Below are 25,893 nucleotides of genomic sequence, written 5' to 3' on the forward strand. Positions count from 1 at the left end.
GCCGCTTCGCCATCGGCCGGGGCCGCCCGCGCTATTTGGGCGCGCAGCCGATGCAGATCCCGCGCATGAGCTTGTCGTTGTCCGCCTCGCGCGGCGTACGCTCGCGGCGATCGTCCGGCGTCTCGGCGCCGGCGCCGCGGCTCGGCGGCATGACGCGGCCGACCGACGAGGTGTTGGGCGCCGTCGCCGTCGAGGCGGGGCCGCCGCCGGTGCCGGTCTGGGCCTGCGCCAGCGCGGCGCCGGTCGCCAGGACCGGCAGGAGCAGCGCGAGGCTGAGGGTGGTGAGTGGGCGGGTCATGGGTGCGGAACTCCGTGCCGGGCCATAACGCGGCTGTGACCATCCGGTTCGACGGGACGGGCCGATCCCCACCTTTGTTCGCCTTTGCAGAACCGATGCGGCGCCGTATCAGGAGCCGCGTTCCCGCCGCCGACATTCTGAAGCGTCGAAACTCGGAGCCGCCGCGACGATGCGGGACCCCAACGCGATCGACTTCTGGCGCGGCTTCGCCCTGATCACGATCTTCATCAATCACATCCCCGGCAACACCTTCGAGCGCTACACCTTCTCGCAATACGGCATCTCGGACGCGGCCGAGCTGTTCGTGTTCCTGGCGGGCTGGTCGATCGGCATCGCCACGCGGGGACGCGACGGCAATCCGGAGCCGCCCGGCCGGAGCGTGGTGCGGTTGCTGGCCCGCACCGTCGAGGTCTACCGGGCGCAGCTCACCGTGATGCTGCTGGCGCTGGCGCTGATCGCGGGCGCGGCGCTGCTGCTCGACAATCCGCTGATCCTCGAATGGCACAATGCCGGCGGCTTCTTCGCGGACCCGATCCAGTCGGTCTGCGGCATGGCGCTGCTGACCTACCAGCTCGGCTACTTCAACATCCTGCCGCTCTACGTGCTGCTGATCGGAATCGCGCCCGTCTTCGTACTGGTCGGCCGCGTCAGCCTGGTCGCGGCCCTGGCTTTGTCCGTGGGCGTCTACCTCGCGAGCCTCGTGTTCGGCTGGAACCTGCCGTCCTGGCCGGGGGAGGGGGACTGGTTCTTCGATCCGTTCTGCTGGCAGCTCCTGCTGGTGCTCGGCTTCGTGCTCCAGGGCTGGAACCTGCGCACCGATCTCCTGCGCCGCTGGTCGCGGCGCCTGTTCCCGGCGGGCGTCGCCATCGTTCTCCTGGGAATCGTGCTCGCCGTCGCCGAGATCCGCCCGGATCCGATGCTGGTTCCGGAGCCGCGCCTGCTCTTCACATTCGAGAAGACCTACCTGACACCGGCGCGACTGGTTCATTTTCTGGGGGTATTGTTAGCATTTGCGCCCCTTTACGCAGTGTTGGCACCCCGAATCGGCCGCGTCGTCGGTTATCTGACTCAGATGGGCCGGAACTCGCTGGCTGTCTTCTCGATGGGCTCGATCCTGAGTCTCGTCGGGCAGCTCGTGCGTTTCCAGACAGGCGGCGGCCTGCTGATCGACATGCTGGTCGCCGGCTCGGGCCTCGTCGGGCTGGGGTTTACGGCATGGTTCGTCGAATGGCGCAGCCGCAGCAGATCGTCACGACCGCGCACATGAGGCCGGTGCAGCCTTCCGCCTGCCCGACCCGGGCCTTCCTGACACGGCTCGCCCCGGCGCTGGCGGCGCTGGCGATCCTCGCGGGCGGGAGCGCCGCGGCCGAGCAGCCCGCCAATCCCTTGGCGGGCGAGGCCGCCCTGTCGCTGGAATGCCGGGTCCCGGGGGCGCAGCTCTACACCGTGGCCCAGCTCGGTGCCGTCAAGGCGGCGCTGGCGGAGAACCGCCCGCTCAAGATCCTGGCGATCGGCGGCAGCGCGGCCCCCGGCGCGTCGGCCTCCTATCCGGCCAAGCTCGAAGCCGCCCTGGAACACGCCCTGCCGAAGGTCGACGTGACGATCGACCACCGCGGCCTGCCGGGCGAGATCGCCTCCGGGGCCGCCGAGCGCCTGCGCACCATGGTGGCCGAGGCCGAGCCCGACCTCGTCGTGTGGCAGGTCGGCACCCACGATGCCATCGCCCGCGTCGATGTCGATGCCTTCGCGAGCGCGCTGACCGAGGCGGTCGGCTGGATGCGCTCGCACGGGATCGACGTGGTGCTGGTCGACCCGATCTACACCGCCAGCATGGCGGCCGATGTCGACTACAACCGGATCGTCGAGGCCGTGCGGACCGTGGCGACCCAGCAGGGCGTGCCGCTGGTCCGGCGCTACGAGGCACTGCACTACCTCTCGAGCCGCACCGACAAGGGCGAGGGGCACATGCTCGGCCGCCAATTCCGGCTGAACGATCTCGGGCTGCGCTGCATGGCCGAGCACGTGGCCCTGACGATCGCCACCTCGCTGATGCGGACGGAGGCGCCGCAGGAGCCCAAGGCGGCCCCCGCGCAGCCGCCCTTAACCGAGCCGCAACGCGCCCCGGGCTAGACCGGACGGCCAGAGATCGGCCTCCCGCCGAGTTCAGGACCGGCGCGGAGCGCGTAGTGTCTGCCACGGCTCTCCCCGTCCTCGCCTTCCGGCGCCTCCGGGCCTTGCGCAGCGGCCCCCAGCGGGCGGCCCTCATGGTCTTCGCGATCCGCGTGGGCTCCGCCGGCTTCGCCTACGGCGCCCAGGTCCTCGCGGCGCGGCTTATGGGCTGGGACGCCTACGGGATCTTCGCCTCGGTCTGGGTCTGGACCGCGATGCTCGGCCACACCCTGACCCTCGGCCTGTCGCAGGGCGCCTGCCGGTTCGTGCCGGGCGATCAGGCCCAGGGCGATCTCGACCTCGCGCGCGGCTACATCCGGGCCGGTGCCCTCGTGACCGGCGGTGCGGCCCTCGCCATCGCGGGACTCGGCGCGGCCCTGCTGATGCTCGAGCCGGACCTGTTCGCCCCGGCCTACCGGGCACCGATCGCGGTCGCGCTCTGCGTGATGCCGCTCTTCGCGCTGCAGGATTACCTTGAGGGCGTGGCGCGCAGCCAGAACTGGGTCGGGCTGGCCATCGCGCCGCCCTACCTCCTGCGCCAGACGCTGATGATGGCCTGCATGGTCGCCGCGATACTGCTCGGGGCGCCCCCCCGCGCCGAGGTGGCGATGGGCTGCATGCTGATCGCCGCCGCCCTCGCGACCGCCCTGCAGGCCGCCCTGCTCGCCGCGCGGCTCCGGCGGGCGATGCCGGCCGGACCCCATCGCTACCGGTGGCGCACCTGGCTCGGCACGAGCCTGCCGATCGCCGCCATCGACCTCGCCAATGCCGGCTTCACCTTCGTCGACGTCATCGTGCTCGGCGCCCTGGTGAGCCCCGCGGAGGTCGGGATCTACTTCGCGGCGACGCGGATCCAGCAATTCGTCGTGTTCGTGCACTACGCCGTCAGCGCGGCGACGCTCCAGCGCTACAGCGCCGCCCGGGCGCAGGCCAACCGCTTCCTGCTCGCCGAGCTGGTCCGCCGCCAGGGCCGCATGACGGCGGCCGCGACGCTCGTGGTCGGCGGCGCGATCCTGGCCGTCAGCCCCCTGCTGCTCGCCATGTTCGGCCCGGGGCTCGGCGACAGCGTGCCGATCCTGTGCGTCCTCATCGCCGGCAGCGTCGGGGCGAGCCTGTTCGGGCCGGGCGAGGATCTCCTGACCATGCTGGGCGGCGAGCGGCTCTGCGCCGGCATCACCGTCGGGAGCCTCGTGGCCGCCGCCGGCCTCTGCCTCGCCCTGGTCCCGGCCTTCGGGACGCTCGGCGCCGCCGTGGCGGTGGCCCTCGCAACCGTGGGTCGGGCCGGGCTTCTGGCCCGGGCCGCCGGGCGGATCCACGGGTTGCCGACGCCGGTCTGGGCCGCCGGGATGGCCCGATGAAGGTGGCCAGCATCGTCCGCGCGCCGTCCGACGCCGGCGTAGCGCTGACTGACGCACCGGATCCCGTCGCCTGGGATGCGCTGGTCGCGGCGAGCGCCGCCGCGCACCCGCATTTCTCGCGGCACGTCATCGACGCCCATCGGACGGCGGGTCTGCTGCCGGCCGGACTGCGCTACGTCACAGTTCGCCGGGGGGATCGGCTCGTCGCGCTCCTGCCTTTCGTGCCGGCCCGCGACCTGTCCGGTCTCGGCGGCAAGATCCTGCGGCCGTTCCTCTCGCCCTTCGTGACCGCCACCGCACCCCTGATCGCCGGCGGCCCGGACCGAGCCGCCGACGCGCAGGCCCTGGTGGCCGGCCTCGAAGCCGCCTCCGCCGGCCGCGCCTGGCGCTGGCCGCTGCTGGCGACCGGGGCGGGTGGCGTGCCGGAGATGCTGGCGGCGATGCGCGGGCGCGGCTGGGCGGTCGGCACGGTGGCGGCGTTCGAGCGCCCGGTCATGGACCGGCGCGCCGATCATGCGGCGTTCCTCGCCGATCATCCCAACCGGGCCCGCTTCAAGGATCTGCGCCGCCGGGCGCGCCGTCTGGCGGAGATCGGAGCCGTCGCACATGTGAGCGCGACGGGCGGCGCGGACCTCGACCGCCTCGTCACGGCGTTCCTCGATCTGGAGCGCGCCGGCTGGAAGGGGCAGGCCGGCACCGCCATGGCCTGCCGGCCCGAGAGCGCCGCGCTCGCCCGCGTCCTGTTCACCGCGGCCGCCGGCCCGGTCGGGATCCGGGCCGACGCGCTGACCCTCGACGGGCGGCCGGTCGCCGTCAGCCTCGCTCTGGTCACCGGCGGCACCGCAACCCTGCTGAAGACCGCCTACGACGAGGATCTGCGCAGCCATGCCCCGGGCCTCCTGCTGGAGGACGAGATCGTGCGGGCCTGCCACGAAACCGGCTTCGCCGACCGGCTCGATTCGGCCACGCTCGAAGGATCGGTCCTGGAAGGCCTCTACCGCGACCGCCATCCGGTCGCCGAGATCATCGCCGTCCCGCCCGGTCGGCAGGTCATTTCCCTGGAACGGCGCCTCCGGCTCGCCCGGTTCGAGCGGGAGGCCCGCGCCGCCGCCAAGCGGGCCCTCCGGCGGCGCTAGACGGGATTCCGGTCCCGTGTCCGCGACCTGTCGCACGATGGGGCCGGCGCTGCGGTCCGGACGACGCGCGCCCGCTCGCGTGCGGGCTCAGGCTGCAGGGCCGCTGCCGCACCCTGTCCTTGCGGGGCCGTATCGCGGAGCCCGAGAGCCAGACCCGCCGAGGCGTCACGCCCTGGTGCAAGGATGGGTCTGGATCGCCCGCCTCAGGCGTGCCCCTCCGGGTCCGGGCTCGCCGGCGGCGCATCGGGACGGCGTCGCCGGATCGGCCGGTCAGCGGCTCCGATACGGACCGTCGCCCTGCACCTGATCGTAGACGCCGTGCCCGGTCCGGGCCCGATAGGCGCGGCCGGCGATCGCACCGGGCGTCGGCGGCGTGCCCGGCTGGGCGAAACTCGTCTCCGGCCGATAGGCTGGCCCCCAGCCGATCTCCTCGTCACCGGCGGGATCCTTGCCGGGGAAGCCTGTGACGTATCCCGTGCTCTGGGCAAGGGCCGGCCCGGCGACGAGCCCCAGCACGAGCGCGAGGGCGCAGCGGCCCGTTGTTCTGGATGGCATCGGTCGTATTCTCCACGTCCGGTCCGCCGCGCGGACCATCTCGAGAGCAAACACGGGTCCGGGACGGAGGGTTTTCCGGGCGTGTACACATGCCGCGGGAGGAAGGGCAGCCGGGCCGCTCGGACCAGCGGCTGCCCGGGCGGCAAACGATGATCGCGGAGGCGGGCGTCATGGACGACTGGAAGGCGGGATTCGAGGCCGAATTGCGAGCCATGGCGATCGCAAACGGCGACGCCGCCTCGGCGCAGCTACCGGACCTGCTGCGGCGCCTGAGCCGGCATCAGGCCGGTCTCGGCGGCAACCCAGTCCTATCCCTCTATCGACGCTGGCGGATCCGGCGCCTGGGGCAGGCCGTGGCGGAGGCGCGCTGGCACGCGGAGCAGGGGCGCCTCGCCCGTCTCGGCGGCCTCGATCCGCGTCCGTGAGCGGTTCCGGTCAGGCGGCGGCGGATCGGCCGGTCGCGCTCCGGCCCGCCCGCGGCGGCTCGCGCAGCCCCTTGGCGGAGACGGCCGCCACGACCGGATCCGCGCGATCGGCTGGTGTGGCCGGCAGGCGCACGAGCACGATGGTCCCCACCGACTCCTCTGAGCGGATCCGGAGCGCGCCGCCATGCAGCTCGACCATCGAGCGCGTGATGGCGAGGCCCAGGCCCGAACCCTTGTGGCAGCGGGTCATCTGCCGCTCGACCTGGGTGAAGGGCCGTCCGAGCCGAGCGAGGTCGGAGCGCGGAATCCCGATGCCGTTATCCTCGATGTAGAGGTGCGTGCAGGCACCGGCGCGGCGCGCTCGCACGGCGACGCGTCCGCCTGCCGGCGTGAACTTCACGGCGTTCTGCAGGAGGTTGGCGAGGATCTGCCGGATCGCATGGGGATCGGCGAGGAGGTCGAGCCCCGGGGCCACATCGACGCTGACGGTGATCGCCTTCTCGCGGGCGGCCGCATCGACAGGGGCGAGAGCGGCCGTGATCGCGGTCTCCGCGGAAATCACCTTGGGGCTGAGCTGCACCCGGCGCGCCTCGAGGCGGGCCATGTCGAGGATGTCGTCGATCATGGACAGCAGGTTCGAGCCGCTCTCGCGGATGTCGCGGCAATATTCGGTGTAGCGCGGAGTGCCGAGCGGGCCGAGCACGGCGTTCTCCATCACGTCGGCGAAGCCGATGATGGCGTTGAGCGGCGTGCGCAGCTCGTGGCTCATATTGGCGAGGAACTCGGCCTTGGCCTGGTTGGCTGCCTCGGCGGCCGCCTTCTGGTCGAGGTAGCGCTCGGCGAGGTCGGCGAGCTGCTGGGTCTGAAGTTCGAGGGTGCGGCGCGACCGCTTGAGGTCCTTCACGGTCTCGATCAGTTCACGCTCGGAGGCGAGGAGCTGCTCCTGATTGCGCTTCAGGCTGGTGATGTCGGTTCCGACCGAGACGTAGCCGCCGTCCTTGGTGCGCCGCTCGCTGATCTGAAGCCAGCGGCCATCCGTGAGTTCGGCCTCGAAGGTGCGGGCCGCCATGCCGGTCAGCGCCATCCCGGCATCGGGCGATTCCCGCCGGACCTGGGGCAGCACGCCTCGGCCCATCACGTCCGTGTAGCTCCGGCCGGATTGGGCGTCCTCCGGGCTGAGGGCGTGGAGGTGGCGGAATTTCGAATTGCACAGGACCAGGCGGTTGCCGGTATCCCAGAGCACGAAGGCCTCCGAGATCGCCTCGACGGCGTCGCGCAGGCGCATGTCGGCCGCCGCGTTGGTCTCCTCCAGAGCCCGCTGCTCGCTGATGTCGGTGGCGATGCCGACCAAGTGGCGCCCGCCATCGGCGGCATCGGCCACGACCTCGGCGCGGGCCCGCAGCCAGACATAGGCCCCGTCGGCGCCGCGCATCCGGAAGGCGTGGTCGATCTGCGTCTGGTTGGCCGCAAGCCCTCGGGCGAGGCTGTACAGGTCGCCATCGTCGGGATGGACCAGGCCGTTGACGTCCCCGAACGAGAGGTACTCGTGCTGCCGCCGGTAGCCGAGCAGCGTGTACATCGAATCGGACCAGTAGATCCGGCCCCGGGCGATGTCCCAGTCCCACAGGCCGCAGGCGCCCCGGCGCAGGGCGGTCTCCAGGCGGCCGCGGATCTGCTCGCGGGCGCGGTCGGCCCGTGCCGCCTGACGGGTCTGCAGCCCGTACGCGAAGCCGACGCCGACGATGACGAGGGCCGCGGCCGCGATCAGGACGATCTGGTCGCGGGTCCGCGCACTCCAGCCGCGCAGCAGCGGCTCGATGGGCTGAAGCACCGCCACCTGTCCCGCGCCGCCCGGCAGGCTGTGCATGGCGGCCAGCACGCTCTCGCCCCCGGGGAGTTCGAGGGCCATGGCGCCGGCGCGCTCGCCGAGACCGGAGAGCGGCTCGCTGTCGCCGAGCACGGCGGCCAGCGTCGTCCGGTCGGCAGGCAGCGGCGGATGGGCGGCCAGGATCCGGGTGTCGGACCGGACCACCAGCAGGCGGCGGCCCGGATGCCGGTCGCTCTCCGGCATCAGCGCGCGCAGGTCCTCCGCCGCGGCACCGCTCGGATCGACCGCCCGCGCCGCGAGCCGCGCAAAGCCTTCGACCTCGCCCCGGGCGCCCGCCAGGATCTCGGCCCGCTGGCCCTGAATGTGGAGGGCCGCGAGCCCGACGAGGCAGGCGAGAAACATCGCAAGCGTTCCCGGCACGGCGTAGCGCAGCCAGCGCTCGGCCTGTCCGAGCCGCGGATCCCGAGCCCGCATCGGCCAGGAGATCGTGAGACTCGAATCCGCACGCGCGGAGATGGAAGCGGAAGCCGCCTCCGGCATGGCCGAACCTCACCCGTGGGAAACTGTGATCCGGTTGGGGGCACCGGGCCCCCGAAGGCCCCCCCGAATCTCAGTGAATACAACCACCTTGGGGGGGCATTTGTCCACGGATTTTTTACCATAAGGGCTTGACGGAAGCCCGGTGTGGCGCGGCCGCCCGAGAATCGATTTCTACCGATGGTTCAAGCGTTTAGCCGCCTCCGAGAGTCCGCGCGAGGATGTCGGCCGAGTCCCGGGAAAGGCCCGGGATCGCCTTGATCCCATTCAGCATTTCGACCGCTTTGGCGCCGCGCGATTTTTCCAGCCGACGCCATGATCCGAAGGCCGTGAGCAGCCGCGCGGCAACCTGCGGGTTGGTCGAATCCAGCGCCGCGACCGTGTCGGCCACGCGGGCGAAACCCGCCCCGTCCCGCCGCGCGAACTGGGTCGGATTGCCGAACGCGAAGCTTCCGATCAGCGCCCGGACGCGATTCGGGTTGGTCATGGTGAAGGCCGGGTGCTGCTGGAGGCGGGCGATCCGGTCGAGCGTGCCCGGTTCCGGGATCTGCGCCTGGATGGCGAACCACTTGTCGAGGACGAGGGGTTCGTCGGCGTAGCGCGCTGCGAATTCCGCGAGCGCGGCCTCGCGGGTCTCGCCCGGAATCAGCGCCAGGGTGCCGAGGGCGGCGAGCCGGTCGGTCATGTTGGTGGCCTCGGCCAGGCGCTCGGCGGCGCGGGCGGCGCCGGCCTGGGGATCCCCGGCGGCGATCAGGTCGAGGGCGGCATTGCGGAGCGACCGGCGCCCCGCCGAGGCGGCGTCGGGGCTGTAGGGCGCGCCGGCTTCCGGCGCGAGCGCCGCGTCGATCGCCTCGAGCCGCGGCCGCAGAGCCTGGCCGAGCCGCGCGCGCAGGGCGAACCGCGCCCGGTGGATCGCGTCGGGGTCGACGTCGGCCGGCACGGCGTCGGCGGCCTCGCCCTCGCTGGGCAGGGCCAGGACCAGCGCCGCGAAGGCCGGATCGGCCAGGGCCTCACCGTCGAGGAAGCGGCCGAGCGCCGCCGCGAAGGCCTCCGTCCGGTCGGCGTCGGGATCGAGGATCAGCCGCAGCGCCACATCCTGCGCCGCCTGCCAGCGGTTGAACGGGTCGCTGTCCTGCGCGAGGAGCCGCATCCGCTGTGCGTCGCTCAGGGTGAGGTCGAGCTTCACCGGCGCGGAGAAGTCGCGCAGGAGAGAGGGCACCGGCTCCTCGGCGACGGACTCGAACACGATCGTGCTTTCGGGCCGGTCGAGCACGTAGACGCCGTCGCGCATGTCCGGACAGGTCGCGCCGGTGAGCGGCCCGGACGCCCCGACGAGGCCGAGGGCCACGGGGATCACCAGAGCCGGCCCGTCGGATTCCGCGGTGCCGGGCAGGCTCTGGGCGAACCGGAGGCTGTAGCGCGCGGCCGCCCGATCGTAGGCGGCCGTGACCGCGAGGCGGGGTGTGCCGGGGCGCTCGTACCAGCGGGCGAAGGCGTCGAGGTTCCGTCCCGTCACCGCCGCGAAGGCCGCGAGGAAATCCTCCACGGTGGCGGCGCACCCGTCATTGTCGGCGAAGTAGCGGTCCATGCCGGCCCGGAAGGCCTCGGGGCCGATCAGGGTCCGCAGCATCCGGACGATCTCGGCGCCCTTGTCGTAGACGGTTGCCGTGTAGAAGTTGTTGATCTCGGCATAGGCCCGCGGCCGCACCGGATGCCGCAGCGGCCCGGCATCCTCGGGAAACTGGCGCGCCCGGAGGGACCGCACCTCGGCGATGCGGTGCACCGGCCGGGAGCGCATGTCGGAGGAGAATTCCTGGTCCCGGAAGACCGTGAGGCCCTCCTTCAGGCAGAGCTGGAACCAGTCCCGGCAGGTGACCCGGTTGCCGGACCAGTTGTGGAAGTACTCGTGGGCGATGATCGCCTCGATCGCGGCGTAATCGCCGTCCGTCGCCGTCTCCGGGCTGGCCAGCACGTATTTGTCGTTGAAGATGTTGAGGCCCTTGTTCTCCATGGCGCCCATGTTGAAGTCGGACACCGCGACGACGTTGAACACGTCGAGATCGTAGGCGCGGCCGAAGGCGGTCTCGTCCCAGGCCATCGAGCGGATGACGGCGTCGAGGGCATAGCCCGCGCGGTCCTCCTTGCCCGGCTCGACATAGACCGCGCAGGTGACGGGACGGCCCTCCATCGTGGTGAAGGCGGTCTCGACCTTTCCGAGCCGGCCGCCCACCAGGGCGAACAGGTAGGCCGGCTTCGGGTGCGGATCGTGCCAGGTGGCGAAGTGGCGGCCGGGGCCGGCATCGCCGGTCCCGACGCAATTGCCGTTGCCGAGCAGGACCGGCGCCTCGGCCCGGTCGGCCTCGATGCGCGTGGTGTAGACCGACAGCACGTCGGGCCGATCGAGGAAGTAGGTGATCCGGCGGAAGCCGTCGGCCTCGCACTGGGTGCAGTAGACCCCGTTCGACCGATAGAGGCCCATCAGCTTTGTGTTGGCGGTCGGATCCACCTCGGTGACGAGCCGCAGCGAGAAGGGTTGCCGCGGCGGATCGCGGAGCACGAACCCCGAAGGGGATGCCGTGTAGGCCTCGGGCGCGAGCGGCGCGCCGTCGAGGTCGGCGGAGACGAGCCGCAGGTCGTCGCCATCGAGGGTGAGAAGCGCCCCCGTCACGCCCGCCGGGTTCGGCCGCAGCGTCAACGTCGCGTCGATCCGGGTCGCGTGCGGGTCGAGGCGGATGTCGAGGGCGACGCGATCGATCAGGTAGTCGCTGGGCCGGTATTCCTCGAGGCGGATCAGCGGCGGCGTCTCGGTGCGCATTCGGCTCACTCCGGGTGCGGGATCGGCCCGTTCTGGTCCCTCGGAGCGCGCGGCGCAACGATCGAAGCCGCCGAAGCGGCCTGCGCGAGACCCTCAGCGCGCGGCGCGGCCGAGAGCGTTGGGGCCGGCCCCGCTCAGACGCCCGGGATCGGACGGCGTGCCGGCACCAGCGGCCGGTCGAGGCCGACCCTGTCGAGCAGGGCCGACAGCCGCGACCGGACGAACGGCTCGGCCCAGCGCATGACGGCGAAGCTCAGCGTCAGCATGGCTCCGCATGCGACCAGAAGGACGGGGTAGGGCGGCAGGCCGGCCGTGACGAGGCGGTGAATCAGGGCGGCGCCGTTGACGTTGTGCAGGAGATAGAGCGGGTAGGTCATCAGCCCCAGCCGGCGGGCCAGCAGGCACCCCCGCGCGCCCAGCCGGTCGCGGAGCCACGCATTGCCGCGCACGCTGGCCGCGATCATCAGGACGCAGCCCGCGAAGACGAGGCGTGGAACCAGAGGGGACTCGCTCCGGCCCATCTGGGCCAGAAACGACTGGGACGTGTCGCCGACCTCGATCAGCGCGCCCACCGCACAGAGGGCGATCACGCACAGGCGGCCGGCCGTCGCACCCTTGATCAGCGACAGCCACAGGAAGACGCCGAGCGCGAAGAAGCAGCCATGGCGCAGGAGCGTCAGTTCGGCGAGGCGCGTTGCAGCCACAGCGGTGAGGCCCGGGATCGCGAGGGTCGCGATCCAGAACAGGGCGCTGGCGCCGCCCAGCGCGGCGCAGACCGAACCGACGCTCCGGTACCGCCCGCACAGCAGCAGCATGAAGACGAGGCCGTAGAAGGCGATCTCCACGCCCAGGGTCCAGTAGACGCCGTCGATCCACGGCTCGACCGGGACGAAGAGCGCGCTGTCGAGATAGGCACGCAGCAAATGCCGGCTCGATCCCATGCGGCCGATGGCGAGCGAGACGAGGACGGTCAGCGTGGCGCAGATCCAGACCGCGGGCACGAGACGCAGGAGGCGGCTTCGCAGGAATGCGCGCGCGGTCGCGTGCTCGGCCGAGTAGGCGATCACGAAGCCCGAGATCACGAAGAACAATTCGACCCCGATCCATCCGAACCAGGTCCAGGCGAACAGACCCGGATAGGCCGCGGCACCTCCGAGGGCGCGCCCGGCCGTCGAGAGCGGCGCCTGCCACGCATAGGCCCCGAGATGGAAGATCATGACCAGCATCGCGGCAAGGAATCGCGCCGCATCGAGGCCGATCAGCTGTGCATCATGCCGGCTGCGCTCGAGACCCTGCACCATCATCACCGGCTCCGCCGACCAGAACCGATCTGATCCTTCGCTCCGCGTACACCCGCACCGTCGTACCGCGGCTACATCTTGCTGGGTAAGGCACTCACCTCTTTCGGGCGACGCGCCGCGTCATCGCCGGATCAGGAGGTCCGGCCGGGAACGACCGGGCACGGCAGACGCGCGCAGATGCGGACCGGCCGGCTTGCTTCGACCGCTCTTGGGGCGCGCAGCCTCGAGGCCCGGGCCGGCGGCTGTCCGAGATCTTGAGCTGCGCGCGGCCGGGAGCGGGCCGAGTGACCCTCGAGCGCCTATGCTGGAGCCGCCCGCCGATGGGCGGTCCCTGAGGATCGTGGAAGCAACCGCGATCCGTGCACTGACGCAGGGCACGCCTCCTCGCGCCGGATCCCCGGCAGCGATATCCGCCACAATGACCCGAACCGGGCGCGGGGCATCGACGGCCCCCGAAGGTGCCGGGGTCCCGCCCGGTTCCGGTCCGGCGCCCCCTCTCCGAAGCAGGCCTTCCGCGCCCGGCCCGCGGCGGCCATCTGGCTGGCTGCGCGGTCGTGCCCTAAGGGGGCGCGGCCAGTCGCAATCAGCCGTCCGCAGGGCGGGGGAGGTCATGTTGTCCGTGGCGAAGCGAACGAGCGGGACCCGGATCGCACATTTCCTGCTGCTCGGTGCCAACCTCGTCCTCGTCATCGCCGGCATCGGGATGATCGCCGCCGGTGCGGAGGGCGGGGTGGCGACGACCGCGTTCTTCGGGGTGTGCGCAGCGGTCTCCATCTGGCGGTTGCGGCCCGACCTGCTCGAATCGGAAACCCGCTCGGCCGAGAGCGTGCTCGCGCAGTATCCGGGTCCGATCGTCCTGCGGGCCTCGGTGAAGAAGCTCCTGTTCCTCGCCGCCCTGTCCGCCGGTTTCGGTGGGGTCACGCTCTGGATGCTGCTGCATGAGGCGCCGCCGATGGCGATGCAGGTTCTGCTGTGGCCGGGCGTCGTGCTCTTCCTCGGCGGTGCGCCCTTCCTGATCCTCGTGGCGATCCGGGGCTCGGCGCTGCACCTCGATGGGACAGGCCTCGCGATCGTGCAGGTCGGTCGGTCGCGGCGCATCGGCTGGCAGGCCGTGAGCGGGTTTGCGGTGGCGACCCTGCCGGGCTCGGGCCAGCGGCTGGTCGTGTTCGACGACGCGAGCGCATGGGACACCCGCCTCGTCGCGATGAACCGCCGCCTCACCGGCCGCGGCAGCGGTCTGCCGGACAGCTATGGATTGGATCCCGAGGCCCTCGCCACCCTGCTCGCGGCCTGGCGCGCGAGCGCGGTTGAAGACGCGGCCGCAAAACCTTGATGGCGTCCCGATGGTCGCCGGTCCTGCGGCCCTTCGCCGGGCGCACCGGATGGCTTCAGGCCTGACGAGAATCGGCTCTATCGGGCCGACGGCGGCCGATAGGCTTCAGGCGGAAGGTCGCGGAAGAAGGTCTCGCCGGGCGCCTGGCCCGGTGCCGGCTTGGGTGCGATCCCGGTACCGCCGCCGTCCGTGATGTAGCGCTGGTTTCCGGCCTCCGGCAGGACGGGGGCGGGAGACTGCGGGGTCGGCGGCACGATGTAGCGCTTCTGATCGGGCGAAGCGATTGGCGGAGGAGCGGGCGGCGGCGCGACAGGCGTCTGCGGCGGGGACGGCGGCGGAGCCGGTGGTTGCTTCCGCGGCGACGGAGTCTCGGGCGTCTCCGCCTCGGCGGCGACCGGCTTGCCGGGGCGGCGGGCGACCGCCTTGGGCGCGGGCCTCCGGGGCCGGATGCGCGCGGCCGCCGACGGGAGGCGCGTTCCCGGCAGGGCGATCCGAAGACCCTCCACCGCGCGGACGAGGTCGCCGAGGCTCGCCTCGGCGGTGCGGCACAGCCGGATCCTCAGGGAGATCGCCCGGCGCCGTGCGATCGGCTCGGCCTGGAACAGCGCGGGCGGCTGCCCGCCGGAGGCGCTGTCGCTGCGGCCGCCCTCGATCCATTGCCACGCGTAGAGACAATCGGCGCCGAGGGCGATCCCGATCGGACCGTAGGCATTCCGCAGCGGCGGCCGCACCGTCATCGCCTGCCCCGGAAACCGGACGGCGATTTCCCCGGCGATCCCGAACTCGCTGGGCTTGGCCAGCCGCGGCGGGAAGGCGAGGAGCAGATCGGCGGTCTCCCGGCGCAGGGCAATCTCGGCATGGTTGCGGCCGTCGCCGCCGGCGTAGCGCAGCCGCTGATCGAACCCGTCGCGTTCGCGCGTGTCGATCACCGCGGTGACGGCCCCGGCCCCGGGCAGCAGCAGGACGGGAGCCGGCTGCGCGGTGGCCGCGCCGCAGGCGAGGAGCCACATGACGGGGCCGAGCCGAGCAGCGAGGCTTGCGGCGCGCCTCACGGGGCGGTCCGCTCGGTCGTGCCGGTCGTGTCGTAGGCCGAGCGCGCGGGCAGCTGGAACCGCTTCGCCTCGGAATTCTCGGGGCGTCCCCGCTCGGCCTGCTGGTCTTGCCACAACGTTCCCTGGGCAGGAGGCGCGAGGAGTTCCGGCTTATCGACCCCGCGATAATCCGGCAGCAGGGCGTAGCCGAAGCGCTCATAGGGCATCGGCCCCGCACCGGGCACGCGCCGTGCCACCAGGGGCGGCGCCGGGGCCGTGGGCTCTCTCGCGTAGGTTCCGGCGGGAACGGGCTCGGCCAGGATCCGCGCGAGCCCCGGCGGCGGGTAGCGCAGGCCGTTCTCCATCGAAACCGCCAGGGGGAACTCGTTGCGCTGAACCGCGAGGGGCTTTGCATCGGCCGCGGCGGCCGGGAGATCCGGCCGCGGCACCCGGGTGAGGGGCGGCGCCTCGGTTCTGCTCGGAACGGCCGCGTGGCGCCCGGACGCCACGGGGGCGGCGGCCGGCGCGGGGTCGCAGGGCAGCGGCGTGCCGGCGGTCGCGTCCCGGAACAGCAGGTCGACCACCTTGGGGAAGAGGCCGTCGTAGCGATTCACCGTCTCGAGATAGGGGCGCTGCCGCTTCAGCCGCTGCAGCGTCAGGGCGTAGCCGAAGACCGTGCCCTCGCTCGGCATCCACGCGACGGCCCGCTGAAACCACTCCAGGGCCGTGTCGAACTGGCAGGAATTGTAGGCGTACCAGGCGAGCCCCTGGGCACCTTCGCCGGAGGTGGTCGCCGTGACGACCTGGGCGTAGCGGGCGATGCGCGCGGGTTCGATCGCGGGCGGGCGCGGCAGGGTCAGCTTCTGCTCCAGGATGTCGATGTAGAGCAGCTCGTTGCCGACGAACCGGTCGCGCCACGCATAGGCCACCTCCTCCGCCTCGCGCTGCATGTCGAGCTGGCGCAGGGTGAGGGCGAGCCCGTGGGCGACCATGGCGTCGCCGCCCCGGGCGATCGCCTGTTTGAACCATTCGAGCGCCTCCCGGAACTGGCGCCGCTTGTAGGCATACCAGCCGAGCAGGCTGGTCTGGCTGGGATCGCCGCTCTTGCGGGCGACGGTCTGGAAGGCCGCGAGATCGGCCGGGCTGGGGGTCTCCGCGCTCTCCTCGTGCAGGAAGGCGGCGATGCGCGCGCGGGTGATGTCGAGGCGTATCGCGTCGAACTCGGAGGCCCCGTTCGCGCCGCGGTGTCCCATCTCGATCAGGCGCTCCGCCTGCGCCATGCGCAGATGCGCCATCGCCTTCTGGATGGTGGCGAGGCGGACGCCGGAATCGGCATTTCCGTCGAGGATCGACTTGTAGAGTTCGAACGCCTCGTCCCCCGAGCCGGAATCGCCGAGGGTGTCGGCGACCGTCCAGATGCTCTGGACGTCGAGGGGATCGAGGGCGCCGGGATCGGCCCGGTAGAGGTCGATGATCGCGTTGGCGTCCTTGCCGGTGAGCGCCGTCATCCGGGACCGGAACTCGGCCCGGCGGAGCTTGCGTGCCAGCTCCTCGGAGGGCTGCCAGGCGGGATCGATCGAGCGGCGGGCCGCGATCGCCGCGCGCAGGTCGTCGAAGCGCCCGGCGGTGAACAGATCCCAGAGGGGCGCCTCCTCGGGCGGGCTCGGCTGCAGGGCGTTGAGATCCGGGGGCTCGGTCCAGCCCGGATAGAGCCGCTTGAGACGGGCGATCTCGGCCTTCATCCGCGCCGTCTGCTTCTGGGCGGCGTAGTAGCGCAGGGCGCTCTCGTCGACCATGTCGGTGGTGCGGGACGTGGCGGGGTCGGCCAGGATCGCGGGCGCGCGCGGCCCGTCGCCATAGACGATGCGGGGCTCGGTCCTGGCCGCAGGCGCCGCGTTCTGGGCGGCCGGCCCGGGCCGGGGGTCGCCCTGCGCCGCGGCGGGGGCGGTCGCGAGCGCCAGCAGCAGAAGACAGGGCGCAGCCTGCCGAATGCGGGCCGGCAAACGGCCGGTCAGGACTTCAGGCATGACGGGTAGCGCATGCGGGCCGCGGTGAGGGCGAGAAGGCTCAGGGTCGCTGGATAGTAGTTCTGATTGCCGATATCGCCCTGTGCATCCTCGGGGAAGGGCGTGCCGTCGAGGGCGCAGGCCACCAGCGCCGGGATCCCCAAATAGCCGGCCTCGGTGAGCCATTCGACCTTGCGCCCGTCGCCGGTATCGACGATCGGCAGCCGCTCCCGGTCGGCTCCCGACCACAGGGCCTGGAACGGAGCAAGGTCGTCGGGCCGCACCAGCCCGGCCCAGGCGAGGTAGAGCGGGATGCGGATGGCGTTGTAGGAGAACAGAGGCGGGAAGCCGGTGGCCGGATGCGGCGCGTCCTTGGCGGAGATCCACTCGGTGGGCAGGCTGCTCGGGCCGAAGCGGGACTGGCGGAGCAGGGCGAGGCCGCTGCGCGTCAGGGCTGCCCAATCGTATTCCGGCGCCACGAGGGCGAGGCGCGGGAAGGCGGGAAAGATCCAGTAGGACAGGTTGACCAGCGGCCCGTCCGGCCGCTCCCTTGCGGAGAAGCCGGAGACCGCCGGCAGCAGCAGCGCCCCGTGCGGATCCTTGAACAGGATGGTCTTGCGCCCGAACTCGATGGCGATCCGCCGGGCGGCTGTGCGGTAGCTCGGCTCGTTCCAGGCCTCGGCCGCCTCGGTCAGCGCCCAGGCGACGAGGATGTCGCCGTCGGTGGCGTTGTTCATGTCGCTCACCGCCGGCCTCTTGTCCGGCGACCAGCGCCACGCCAGCAATTCGTCGCCGCGGACCATCAGGTTCGCCCGGGTCCAGCCCCAGATCCGCTCGAAGGTCACCCGGTCGCCCGCCGCCACGGCGAGCAGCATGCCGTAGCCCTGGCCTTCGCTGTGGCTGATCTGGCCGTTGGCGGTGTCGACCACCCGGCCCTGGTCGGTGATGAACCGGCTGCGGTAGGCGCGCCACGCGGCATCGTTGCCGAGCTTGCCGACGAGCGCCGGGCTTACTGGGCGCGTGGCCGGAGCGGGCTGCGTGCCCGGTTGCGCCGTGCTCGGCGGTACCATCGGCTGCTCCTGGGCCAAGGCGGGCAGGATCGCCGCGGCGAGGATGGCCGCGGCGAGGGGGGCGCGGGCGCGGCGGCTCATGAGTTCTTCCGGCCGACGTTGCGCACGAGGCTCGTGGTGGCAAGGCCGAGGCACAGGGCCATGGCGAGGGTCATGCCGACGTAATATTCCGTGTTGATCGACAGCCACGCCGCAGAGACGAGGCGCAGGTTCGCCAGGGAGCGGGGCTGCGTCTCGACGATCTCGATCCGCTCGGCGCGGGACGTCACGAGCGTGCCGGTCGAGGCGTCGAGGAAGGCGGCGCTGCCGCCCAGCCGGGCCCACACCACGGGATCGACGAGGCAGGAGACCGAGGCTTTCAGCAGTGACGCGTTCGGCGCCGTGACGATGACGGTGTTGCTCGACTGGACCGGCGGCCCCTCGGCGATCAGCAGCGAGGCCGTGGCCGGGACCTCGATGGCGTCGTCCGTTCGCATCTGCGCCGTCACCGTCTGGCGCAGGGATCGCATCGTCCCGACGATCTCGTTCCAGACAGCGTCCAGGGCCGCCCAGATCTGGCGCGAGCCGCGCGTCGTGGCTTCCCAGCGGTCGATGAGTTCGCGGTCGGAGGCGAGCGCCGAGGTCTGGGCCGGACCGGCCGCATCGGCCTGGGTCGGCTGGGTCTGAGCGGGCGGAATCTGCGCCTGACGCACCTGCGGGATCAGGGTGGGAAGGGCGCAGCGCATGGGCAGGTTGCGGCGCAGGCGGTCGAGGGTGAGCACGCCCTCGGGGCCGAACTGGCCGGGCGTGGCCATCATGTCGGCGCGGCCCTCCCAGACCCGCTGGACCTGCTGCGGATCGAAGCCGACCGCTTCGAGCAGCGTCGGGTCGAGGGCGCGGGCGGGCGCGACCACGAGCTGGCTGGCATCGGATGCCACCTGCTGCTGGGTGACCGTCTCGAAGTCGATGACCCGCTCGGAGGCCATCGCCAGCCGCGCGGCCAGGGTCGCGGCGGCGTCAGCGCTGTCGCGGTCCGGTGTCGGCAGCACGAGGCGCGGGCGCTGACCCGGGCCGACGAAGGGCACGGCGCCGCCCTTGATCGCTGCGAGGTCGGGGCTGCGTGCCGCCCGGGCGAAATGCGGGATCTCGATCCGCGACCGGTCGAGGAACAGGAAGCGCGCCTGCTTGGCCGCCGGGCTGAGGGTGTCGCAGGTCTGGTCGGCGGCGTTGGGCAGCTGCGCCGAGATCTCGACGTGGTTCACCCCCGGGCGCCACAGGCTGAAGGGAAGGGGGATGGCGCTGTCGTCGAACACCTCGCCGCGTGCGTCCGGGAGCGGAATGCTGGCCGCGTTGCGTCCGTTGATGTCGATGACGATGCGGGCCTCGGAGGACAGCCCGGCCACGTAGGCGCCGGCGAGGTGCAGCATGACCTTGCCGTAATCGGCCGGGACGAAATCCCCGGGGAAGCGCAGGTCGAAGCCGACACGCAGCAGGCGTCCGGAGAACTCGCGCGACGTCGCGCCGAGGCGGTCGAGGGTCAGGTTCTCGCCGCCATAGACCATGTAGCCGCGGAAGAGCTGCACGGCCTTGAGCCCGTTCGGCGTCCCGGTCTCGGCGGGAACGGCGAGACTGGCGATCGCCTGCCGGACCTCTTCGTCGCGTGACCCGGTGACCACCAGGGTCGGCGGTGCGTTCGGCCGCGTCGGCAGCAGGGCGAGGCGGGGCCCGGTGATCGGACCGAGGTCGGAGACCCCTTCGATCCCGCCGATCTCGGATGCGGTGCCGACCACCAGGTTGATGCCGTTGCGGCCCTGGAGGGGCGGCCCGAAGGTCACGGTCGGACGGGCGACCCGCCCCACGAGCGCGAGCGCCTGCACGGCCTCGATCATCCGCTCCAGCCGGGCCAGGTTCGGGCGCTCGTTGAGGATCACCTGGATCGGCAGGGCGCCGCTCTCGTCGGGTTCCGCGGCGGCGAGGGAGCGGACATCCATGTCGGTGGCGGTTCCGACCACGAGGCCGGACCGCGACGGGTCGATCTGCGTCCACAATTCGTAGGTGGCCGCCGTCGAGCAATCGACGCGGTGGCGCTGGCTCGCCGTGAAGGTCACGGCGTTGTAGCCGGGCTTGAGCACGCCGTCGCCGATGGCGAATTCCACAACCTTCACCGCGCCGGGCGCCTGGATGCGGGTCCAGCCGACCTTGGTGCCGTTCACGAAGGCGGCGAGTTCGGAACTCTCCGGCGCCACCGAGATCGCGGACAGGTACGAGAGGCGCAGCCGCGCCTGTCCCCGCGTCTGCGCCTCGGTGAGGTAGACCGGATAGCGCAGGGAATCCTCCTCCCCGCTCAGGCGGAAGCCCCGTGGGCCGGACGGCAGACGGCGCGCCGGCGCGATGGTCGATTGGATCACCGCGCGCGGCGCCGCCTGCGGGGCCGCTGCCCGCTGCGGCTCGGCGGCGCGCTGCACCGCCGGTCGCTGTTCCGCCGCCGCCGCATCCGGGCGCCGCGCCGGACCCGTCCCGTCCTCGGGCGGAACCCGCAGGGCGTTGCCGCTCGGCGGCACCGTCAGCCGCTCGGCCGGGCCCCGGCCGAGAAAGCTCTGGGCCGCAGCGGGACCGCTCGCGAGGGCGAGCAGCAGCCCCAGCGCGGGGAGGCCCAGCCGGATGCCCATCGCCGTCACGCCGCGCTCGTGCGCCGGCCGCGAAGCTCGGCGAGGGTACGCTCGTTCTCGTAATCCATCATCAGGCGGACCCAATCGTCCCCGCTCTCGGAATCGACGCCTTTAGCGGCGGTGGGGAGAGATGCCGCCGGGCTCACCGCCGCCGAAGCCGGTACGGCCGGGACGGCGGGCACGGGGGCGGTCTCGGGCGGTGCATCGTAGACCGGCGCCTCACCGATCTCGACAGGCCGGGGGCGTCGGCTGGCGAGGAGGTAGCGCAGCGCGCGGAACGGCTCGACCAAGCCCCACCACACGAATTGCAGCGTGCCGGTGGGGATGTCCTTGTGCCGCCGCCGTCGGAGCTGGAAGCGGCGCATCGCCTCGGCGTCGCCGTACATCAGTCCGGCGAGCGCCGGGTAGTCGCGGATGGCCAGCGCGCCGAAGCTCAAGCGCAGCACGAGGTCCCGCCCGTCGCGCGTCGCGTCTTCGACATGCACCGGCAGGGGCGCGGTCCGCCTGGCTCCCGCCGCCGGCTCGACGCTCAGCGCCCCGCGCAAAGCCGCGCGGGTGAGCCCTTGATCGAACGCGCCACTGAGGAAGCGCACGGTGCAGCTCTCGGCGGAGACGCGCTCGATCGACACGTCGGTGCTGCGCCCCGACAGGGTGAGGACGCCGCTCCGATCGATCGCCAGCGACGGCGTGCGTTCGAGTTGGCGCCGCTCGGCGCAGACGCCGAGCGAGGCGCCCGCGGTGATCAGGTTGAAGAAGTTCCACAGCCCGACCACCAGCATCAGATTGGTCACGCCGGGTTCGAACAGGTAGCGCCATGCCGCGACGGCGCAGCCGAGCATCAAGAGCAGGTAGATCAGGAAGAATGGCAGCGCCAACGACGAGATATGGTCGTGGTCGAGCGTCGCGCCCTTGTTGGTGACGTTGAAGGTCGGCTTGCGCGGCGAAGCGATGACCGAAACGATCGCCTTGGCGAGGTAGACGCCCTGGATGTACTCGTAGAGTTCCGACACGAACGGCCAGCGGAATTTGCCGTAGACGTAGTTCTGGATCATCAGGTTGATGATGATGTAGGTCAGCGTGTAGGCGATCGACTCGTCCACGCTGGCCACGAAGATCTTCAGATCGAAGAAGATGTGCAGCAGCGGCGCGAACATGAAGATCAGCCGCGGGATCGGAAAGAACCAGAAGGTCATGCTGGAGAGGTAGGCGATCTTCTGGATGGGCTTGAGGCCCCTCTGGAAGACCGGGTTCTTCAAGAGCAGGATCTGAAACATCCCCTGACACCAGCGGGAACGCTGGCCGATGAAGTCCGTCAGCGTGTCCGGCTGCAGGCCGGCGATCAGCGGCCTGTCGACATAGGCGCTGGTCCAGTTGCGGGAATGCAGTTCGAAGGCGGTCTCACAATCCTCCGTGATGGTGATGCCCGAGAACCCGCCGGCTTCGTCGAGGGCGGTGCGGCGCAGCAGGGCCGCCGAGCCGCAGAAGAACGAGCCGTTCCACTTGTCGAGGCCGCGCTGCGTCACCGCGTAGAACATCTCGTTCTCCGCGGGCATGCGCTCGAAGGTCCGCAGATTGCGCTCGATCGGGTCCGGATTGAGAAAGGCGTGCGGCGTCTGCACCAAGAAGAGGCGCGGGTCCTGCGCGAAATAGCCCACCGTCTCGGTGAGGAACGAGCGGAACGGGACGTGGTCGGCATCGAGCACCGCCACCAGTTCCCCCCGCGCGTGGGCGAGGCCGTTGTTGAGATTGCCCGCCTTGGCGTGCTCGTTGCGCGCGCGCGTGAGATAGCGGGCGCCGAGCTCGTCGCAGAGCGCCTGGAGCTCGCCCCGGCGCGCCCGCGCTGCCGCAGCCTTGGCCGGGTCGGCGTCGCCGCACTTCTGGTCGGTGCCGCCGTCGTCGAGCAGCCACACGGTCAGCTTGTCGGGCGGGTAGTTCAGTTGCCGCGCCGCCGCCAGGGTCATGGCGAGGATCGCGGCATCCTCGTTGTAGCTCGGCACGAACACGTCGACCGAGGGCAGGTCGGCGGCCGCGGCCTTGGGCGGCGGGTCGCGCTGCAGCGGATCCGCGTTGATGATCAGGCTGACGAACAGGATGAAGACGCAGTACAGCTCCGCCACCAGCAGGATCAGGCCGAAGCTGAAGCTGATCGGATCGCCCGGCGCGGGCAGGGTGTTGGTGAGCCGCCACAGGATGTAGCGGAGGACCACGAGGCTGCCGAGCGCCATGAAGACGAACCGCGTCCGCGGCCCGTCGAAAACGGCCCACAGCACGATCATCGCCGCCATGGCGGCAAGGCTCATGGCGAGCTGGGCCTGCGTCCCGACCGGCTGGCTGAGCAGGGCGAGGCTGGCGATCGTCGCCCCAACCCAGGCCAGCCAACGCAACGCCTGCCTCACGCTACAGCCTCCCGGGCCAACAATCCCTCGGATCGAGGTGCAACAGCTCTATGGCCGGGTTTCTACAGCGACGATGGTCAATGGACAAACGCCATCATAATATCCGGCCCGATTTACCAGATCGTAAATTGCGGTTAATTTAGGAATACGCGACACCAAGCAGACAGGCATCACGACACAGTCGAGCGCGCTTGAAATGCGCGATCGAGGCCTGGCAACCTGTTGAAAACCCTGTCCGCCCCATTGGAAGCTTTGCGTTAACTGCCGAGAGCGGCGACCGGTGGAGGCTGTTGTTCCGAACCGTTCGGTCACCGCCCCGGACCCGCCGGCTCTGGGGCCATCGCCGCCCCATGCCTCCACCGTCGGGCTTAATCGACCCTTAACGAAAATCGAGCCTCGCTCCGTACAGCTCCGCCGGGCGAACGGATGACCGCAAAGCCGCTCCAGATCTCCCTTGGACTCCTCAACGCGCTGCAGGTGGCGATCGCCGCCGCGGCGGGGTTCGCGGCCGCCGTCCTGATCGTCGTTCCTGCCGCGCAACCCGGGGCTTCGCAGTCCACGCAGGAGACGGTGGGTCTGGCCTCGCGCGCCTACGTCGCCGCCATCACGGCGCGGCTGCGGCAGACCGTCGACGAGGCTCGCAACGCCGCCCTGGCGCTGCGCGACGAGGAGGGCCTGCTCTCGGCCGATCAGCGTGTCGCACGGCTGCGCGCCTGGCTCGCCCTGAATCCGGTCTATCGGGATGCCCTGCTCGTCGCACCCGACGGCACCGTGCTGATGGCGGGGGATGAGGGGCTGGTGGGCGGCAGCGTCGCCAGGCAGTCCTGGTTCCTGCGCGGCCGTGCAGCCGGCGTCAGCTTGGTGACCGAGGGGGCGGATGCCGAGGCGCCGTTCGCGGCTGCCGTCGCGCTGGGCGAGCGCGCGGAGGGCGGCCTCCTGCGCCTCGACGCCGGACCGCGCTACTTCTCCCGGATCGAGGAGGACGTCCGCCGCACCCTCACCCTGCCTGACACCCTCGGCTTCCTCGTCGCCACCGCGGACAGCCGGGTGCTCGCCGGGACCCCGAGCCCCTTCCGGACGACCAGTGTCTCCGCCACGACGCCGATGCGCGCGGCGGCCGAGATCGGCTCGCCCGGCTGGCTGGTCACCGCGCAGGCCGCCCCCTCCGGGGAGCCCCTGACTGGATCGCCGAACTGGCGGATGCTCGGATTCGGCCTCGCGCTCGTGGCCTGCGCGGCGGCCCTCGGCTTCGTCGCGGGCAAGCGCCTGACGCGGCCGCTGCGGCAGCTTCTGAAGGGTGAGGAGGCGGTCGGAACCGCAGGCGAATCCGCCGGCTCCGAGACATGGATCGGCGAGTTCGCAGCGCTCGCGGAGGTCATGGACGGTCACCGCCGCAGCACCGGTCTGCAGATGGCGAGAGCCGGATCGGAAGTGGCTCGGCTGAAGGCGCGGCTGCATACGTTCGAGGCGATCTCGGGCTGGGCCTGCTGCGAGCTCGACCCCGACACCGGCCGAACCCTGCTGCATGCCGGGAACGAGGGGGGCGGCGCGGGAGCCCCGTTCGCCGCCTGCTTCGCCGCCGCCGACCGGCCCTGCCTCGAGAGGACGCGCATCGCCGCGCTCGCCGCCGACGGCCCGCACGACGTGGTCCTGCGCCTGCACGAATGGCCGGACCAGTCGGTTCAGGTGAGGATGCTCTGCCTGTCCGAGGCCGGAGAGGACCGCCGGCTCTTCGCCCTCATGCGGAAGCTGCCGGGCAGCGAGGGGGCGAGCCTGCCGCAGCCAGTCGAGCCGCGCCGCAACCTCGTCCTGCGCCGCGTGACCGACGGAATCGTCCACGAGTTCAACGACGTCCTCACCGTCGTTCTGGCAAATCTGGCTCTGCTGACGCGCCGTCACGCGCTCGGCGACGAGCAGGAAAGGCTGGTCGGGCGCGCGATGGTCGGTGCACGCCGGGGCGCGGCGCTCACCCGGCGGATGCTGCACCTCGTGCGCGGCGACGAGACCGGCATCACCCTCGCCGAGACCGATCTCGCCACCACCTTCGAGGCCTATCTGCCGTTCCTGGCCGCGAACGCCCTCGGCGACAGGCCGGTCCTCAACCGCATCCCCGGCGGATTGCCGCCTGTCCTGTGCAGCGAGCGCGTGCTGGAGTTGCTGCTCCTCAACCTGGCGTTCCACATCCGCGACGCCGGCCTCGCCGGCTTCGCCATCGCGGCGGTCGAGGGCGTTCCGGACGAAACAAACGCCGCTCCGGCTTCCTCGGCCTATGTGCGGGTCCTCGTCAGCAGCGGCCGCCGTCCGGAGGCCGCCTTGCCGCCGGTCCACACGGGGCAGACCCTGGCCTCTGCCGCCGCACTGGTCACCGAGAGCGGCGGTCTATGGCGCCTCATCCGCGACGGCCTCGGCGGAGAGCCCTTCCTGGCCGAGTTCTGGCTGCCGGCGGCGCGCGCGGCCGCGGCCAAGCTCCCCCCGGCTCGGTCCGCATCCCTGAACATCCTGCTCGTGGAGAGCGACGGCCTCGTGCGGGCGAGCGTCGCCGAGGTGCTGGCCGATCTCGGCCACGGGGTCGTGCAGGCGGCCTCCGGGGCGCATGCCCTCGAGGTGCTCGCCCGCGACGCCGGCTTCGACGCGATGATCGTCGATCAGTCGATGCCGGTGATGGCCGGCCTTCAGCTCGCCGCCACGGTCGTCGAGCGGTATCCGGACATCCGGATCATCCTCGCCAGCCCGCACGGCCAGCTGCCATCCTCCGCCGACGCGTTCCTGCGCATCGACAAGCCCTTCCGCAACGAGGACCTGCAGGTCGTCCTCGATGTGGCGGTCAATCGCGCCCGCGCCGCCTGATCGTCATCCGGTCGGACCGTCCCGCGCCAACAGGCGAGGACGGCCGCGCACTCGATCTTGGCTGCAGATGCACGGCTGTAGACCAGTCTTTCCAAAATCCAATCTTAACCATTGTCGGCGAGTGTTGGTTAAAGCGTAAA

The 25,893-nt window shown here is 71.6% G+C and carries 17 protein-coding genes; 7 read left to right on the forward strand and 10 right to left on the reverse strand.

What is annotated here, in order from left to right; genetic code table 11:
* Positions 1–31: 31 nt before the first annotated feature.
* Entirely contained in the window at positions 32–298 is a 267-nt protein-coding gene (locus BLT59_RS26045; protein ID WP_091787791.1) for a hypothetical protein, read from the reverse strand.
* A gap of 169 nt (positions 299–467) precedes the next feature.
* On the opposite strand from BLT59_RS26045, the gene BLT59_RS26050 reads away from it, so the two are divergent.
* The 4 genes from BLT59_RS26050 to BLT59_RS26065 are packed head-to-tail and all read left to right on the forward strand — an operon-like array spanning position 468 to position 4,961.
* On the forward strand, positions 468–1,565 hold the full coding sequence (locus BLT59_RS26050; RefSeq protein WP_091787793.1) for an OpgC family protein: 1,098 nt from the start codon (positions 468–470) through the stop codon (positions 1,563–1,565).
* The gene (locus BLT59_RS26055) at positions 1,562–2,428 is read left to right on the forward strand and encodes an SGNH/GDSL hydrolase family protein (protein WP_244514150.1); all 867 of its coding nucleotides are present in this window, start codon (positions 1,562–1,564) and stop codon (positions 2,426–2,428) included. Before BLT59_RS26050 ends, BLT59_RS26055 begins: the two co-directional genes overlap by 4 nt.
* 56 nt (positions 2,429–2,484) lie before the next feature.
* Positions 2,485–3,825 (forward strand): lipopolysaccharide biosynthesis protein, encoded by a 1,341-nt coding sequence (locus tag BLT59_RS26060; protein WP_091787800.1) that lies wholly within the window; start codon positions 2,485–2,487, stop codon positions 3,823–3,825.
* On the forward strand, positions 3,822–4,961 hold the full coding sequence (locus BLT59_RS26065; protein ID WP_091787803.1) for a GNAT family N-acetyltransferase: 1,140 nt from the start codon (positions 3,822–3,824) through the stop codon (positions 4,959–4,961). Before BLT59_RS26060 ends, BLT59_RS26065 begins: the two co-directional genes overlap by 4 nt.
* A gap of 270 nt (positions 4,962–5,231) precedes the next feature.
* Here the strand turns inward: BLT59_RS26065 and BLT59_RS26070 are convergent, their stop codons facing one another.
* Positions 5,232–5,516 carry a hypothetical protein gene (locus tag BLT59_RS26070; RefSeq protein ID WP_091787806.1) on the reverse strand — a complete coding sequence of 95 codons (285 nt, stop codon included), beginning with the start codon at positions 5,514–5,516 and terminating at the stop codon, positions 5,232–5,234.
* Positions 5,517–5,686: 170 nt separating this feature from the next.
* Here BLT59_RS26070 and BLT59_RS26075 point away from each other — a divergent pair, with 170 nt between their 5' ends.
* The gene (locus tag BLT59_RS26075) at positions 5,687–5,941 is read left to right on the forward strand and encodes a hypothetical protein (RefSeq protein WP_091787868.1); all 255 of its coding nucleotides are present in this window, start codon (positions 5,687–5,689) and stop codon (positions 5,939–5,941) included.
* Positions 5,942–5,951: 10 nt separating this feature from the next.
* Here the strand turns inward: BLT59_RS26075 and BLT59_RS26080 are convergent, their stop codons facing one another.
* The 3 genes from BLT59_RS26080 to BLT59_RS26090 form a co-directional block, all read right to left on the reverse strand.
* Entirely contained in the window at positions 5,952–8,309 is a 2,358-nt protein-coding gene (locus BLT59_RS26080) for a PAS domain-containing sensor histidine kinase (protein ID WP_091787808.1), read from the reverse strand.
* 190 nt (positions 8,310–8,499) lie between these two features.
* Positions 8,500–11,121: an aminopeptidase N gene (pepN, locus tag BLT59_RS26085; RefSeq protein ID WP_091787811.1), complete on the reverse strand. Its 2,622-nt coding sequence runs from the start codon at positions 11,119–11,121 to the stop codon at positions 8,500–8,502.
* A gap of 134 nt (positions 11,122–11,255) precedes the next feature.
* Positions 11,256–12,425, reverse strand: a complete 1,170-nt coding sequence (locus BLT59_RS26090; protein WP_091787814.1) for an acyltransferase family protein — start codon at positions 12,423–12,425, stop codon at positions 11,256–11,258.
* Positions 12,426–13,041: 616 nt separating this feature from the next.
* Between BLT59_RS26090 and BLT59_RS26095 the strand changes: the two genes are divergently transcribed.
* Positions 13,042–13,755, forward strand: a complete 714-nt coding sequence (locus BLT59_RS26095; RefSeq protein ID WP_244514151.1) for a hypothetical protein — start codon at positions 13,042–13,044, stop codon at positions 13,753–13,755.
* Between the two features lie 77 nt (positions 13,756–13,832).
* On the opposite strand, the gene bcsN is transcribed toward BLT59_RS26095, so the two are convergent.
* Genes bcsN through bcsA form a run of 5 tightly spaced genes read right to left on the reverse strand, consistent with a single transcriptional unit; the run spans position 13,833 to position 22,906 of the window.
* Positions 13,833–14,807, reverse strand: a complete 975-nt coding sequence (gene bcsN, locus BLT59_RS26100) for a cellulose biosynthesis protein BcsN (RefSeq protein WP_244514152.1) — start codon at positions 14,805–14,807, stop codon at positions 13,833–13,835.
* Positions 14,804–16,813: a hypothetical protein gene (locus BLT59_RS26105; RefSeq protein ID WP_091787824.1), complete on the reverse strand. Its 2,010-nt coding sequence runs from the start codon at positions 16,811–16,813 to the stop codon at positions 14,804–14,806. Before BLT59_RS26105 ends, bcsN begins: the two co-directional genes overlap by 4 nt.
* On the reverse strand, positions 16,798–17,943 hold the full coding sequence (locus tag BLT59_RS26110; protein ID WP_091787827.1) for a family 8 glycosyl hydrolase: 1,146 nt from the start codon (positions 17,941–17,943) through the stop codon (positions 16,798–16,800). Before BLT59_RS26110 ends, BLT59_RS26105 begins: the two co-directional genes overlap by 16 nt.
* Positions 17,940–20,510 carry a cellulose biosynthesis cyclic di-GMP-binding regulatory protein BcsB gene (locus BLT59_RS26115; RefSeq protein ID WP_091787871.1) on the reverse strand — a complete coding sequence of 857 codons (2,571 nt, stop codon included), beginning with the start codon at positions 20,508–20,510 and terminating at the stop codon, positions 17,940–17,942. The genes BLT59_RS26110 and BLT59_RS26115 overlap by 4 nt, the downstream gene beginning before the upstream one ends.
* 5 nt (positions 20,511–20,515) lie before the next feature.
* A complete protein-coding gene (gene bcsA, locus BLT59_RS26120; protein ID WP_175544133.1) occupies positions 20,516–22,906 on the reverse strand; it encodes a UDP-forming cellulose synthase catalytic subunit in 2,391 nt (796 codons plus the stop codon).
* 426 nt (positions 22,907–23,332) lie between these two features.
* Here bcsA and BLT59_RS26125 point away from each other — a divergent pair, with 426 nt between their 5' ends.
* Positions 23,333–25,753, forward strand: a complete 2,421-nt coding sequence (locus BLT59_RS26125; RefSeq protein ID WP_091787833.1) for a response regulator — start codon at positions 23,333–23,335, stop codon at positions 25,751–25,753.
* Positions 25,754–25,893: the final 140 nt, after the last annotated feature.

Origin of the sequence: Methylobacterium sp. UNC378MF, assembly GCF_900103195.1 — a bacterium.
GTDB lineage: Bacteria > Pseudomonadota > Alphaproteobacteria > Rhizobiales > Beijerinckiaceae > Methylobacterium.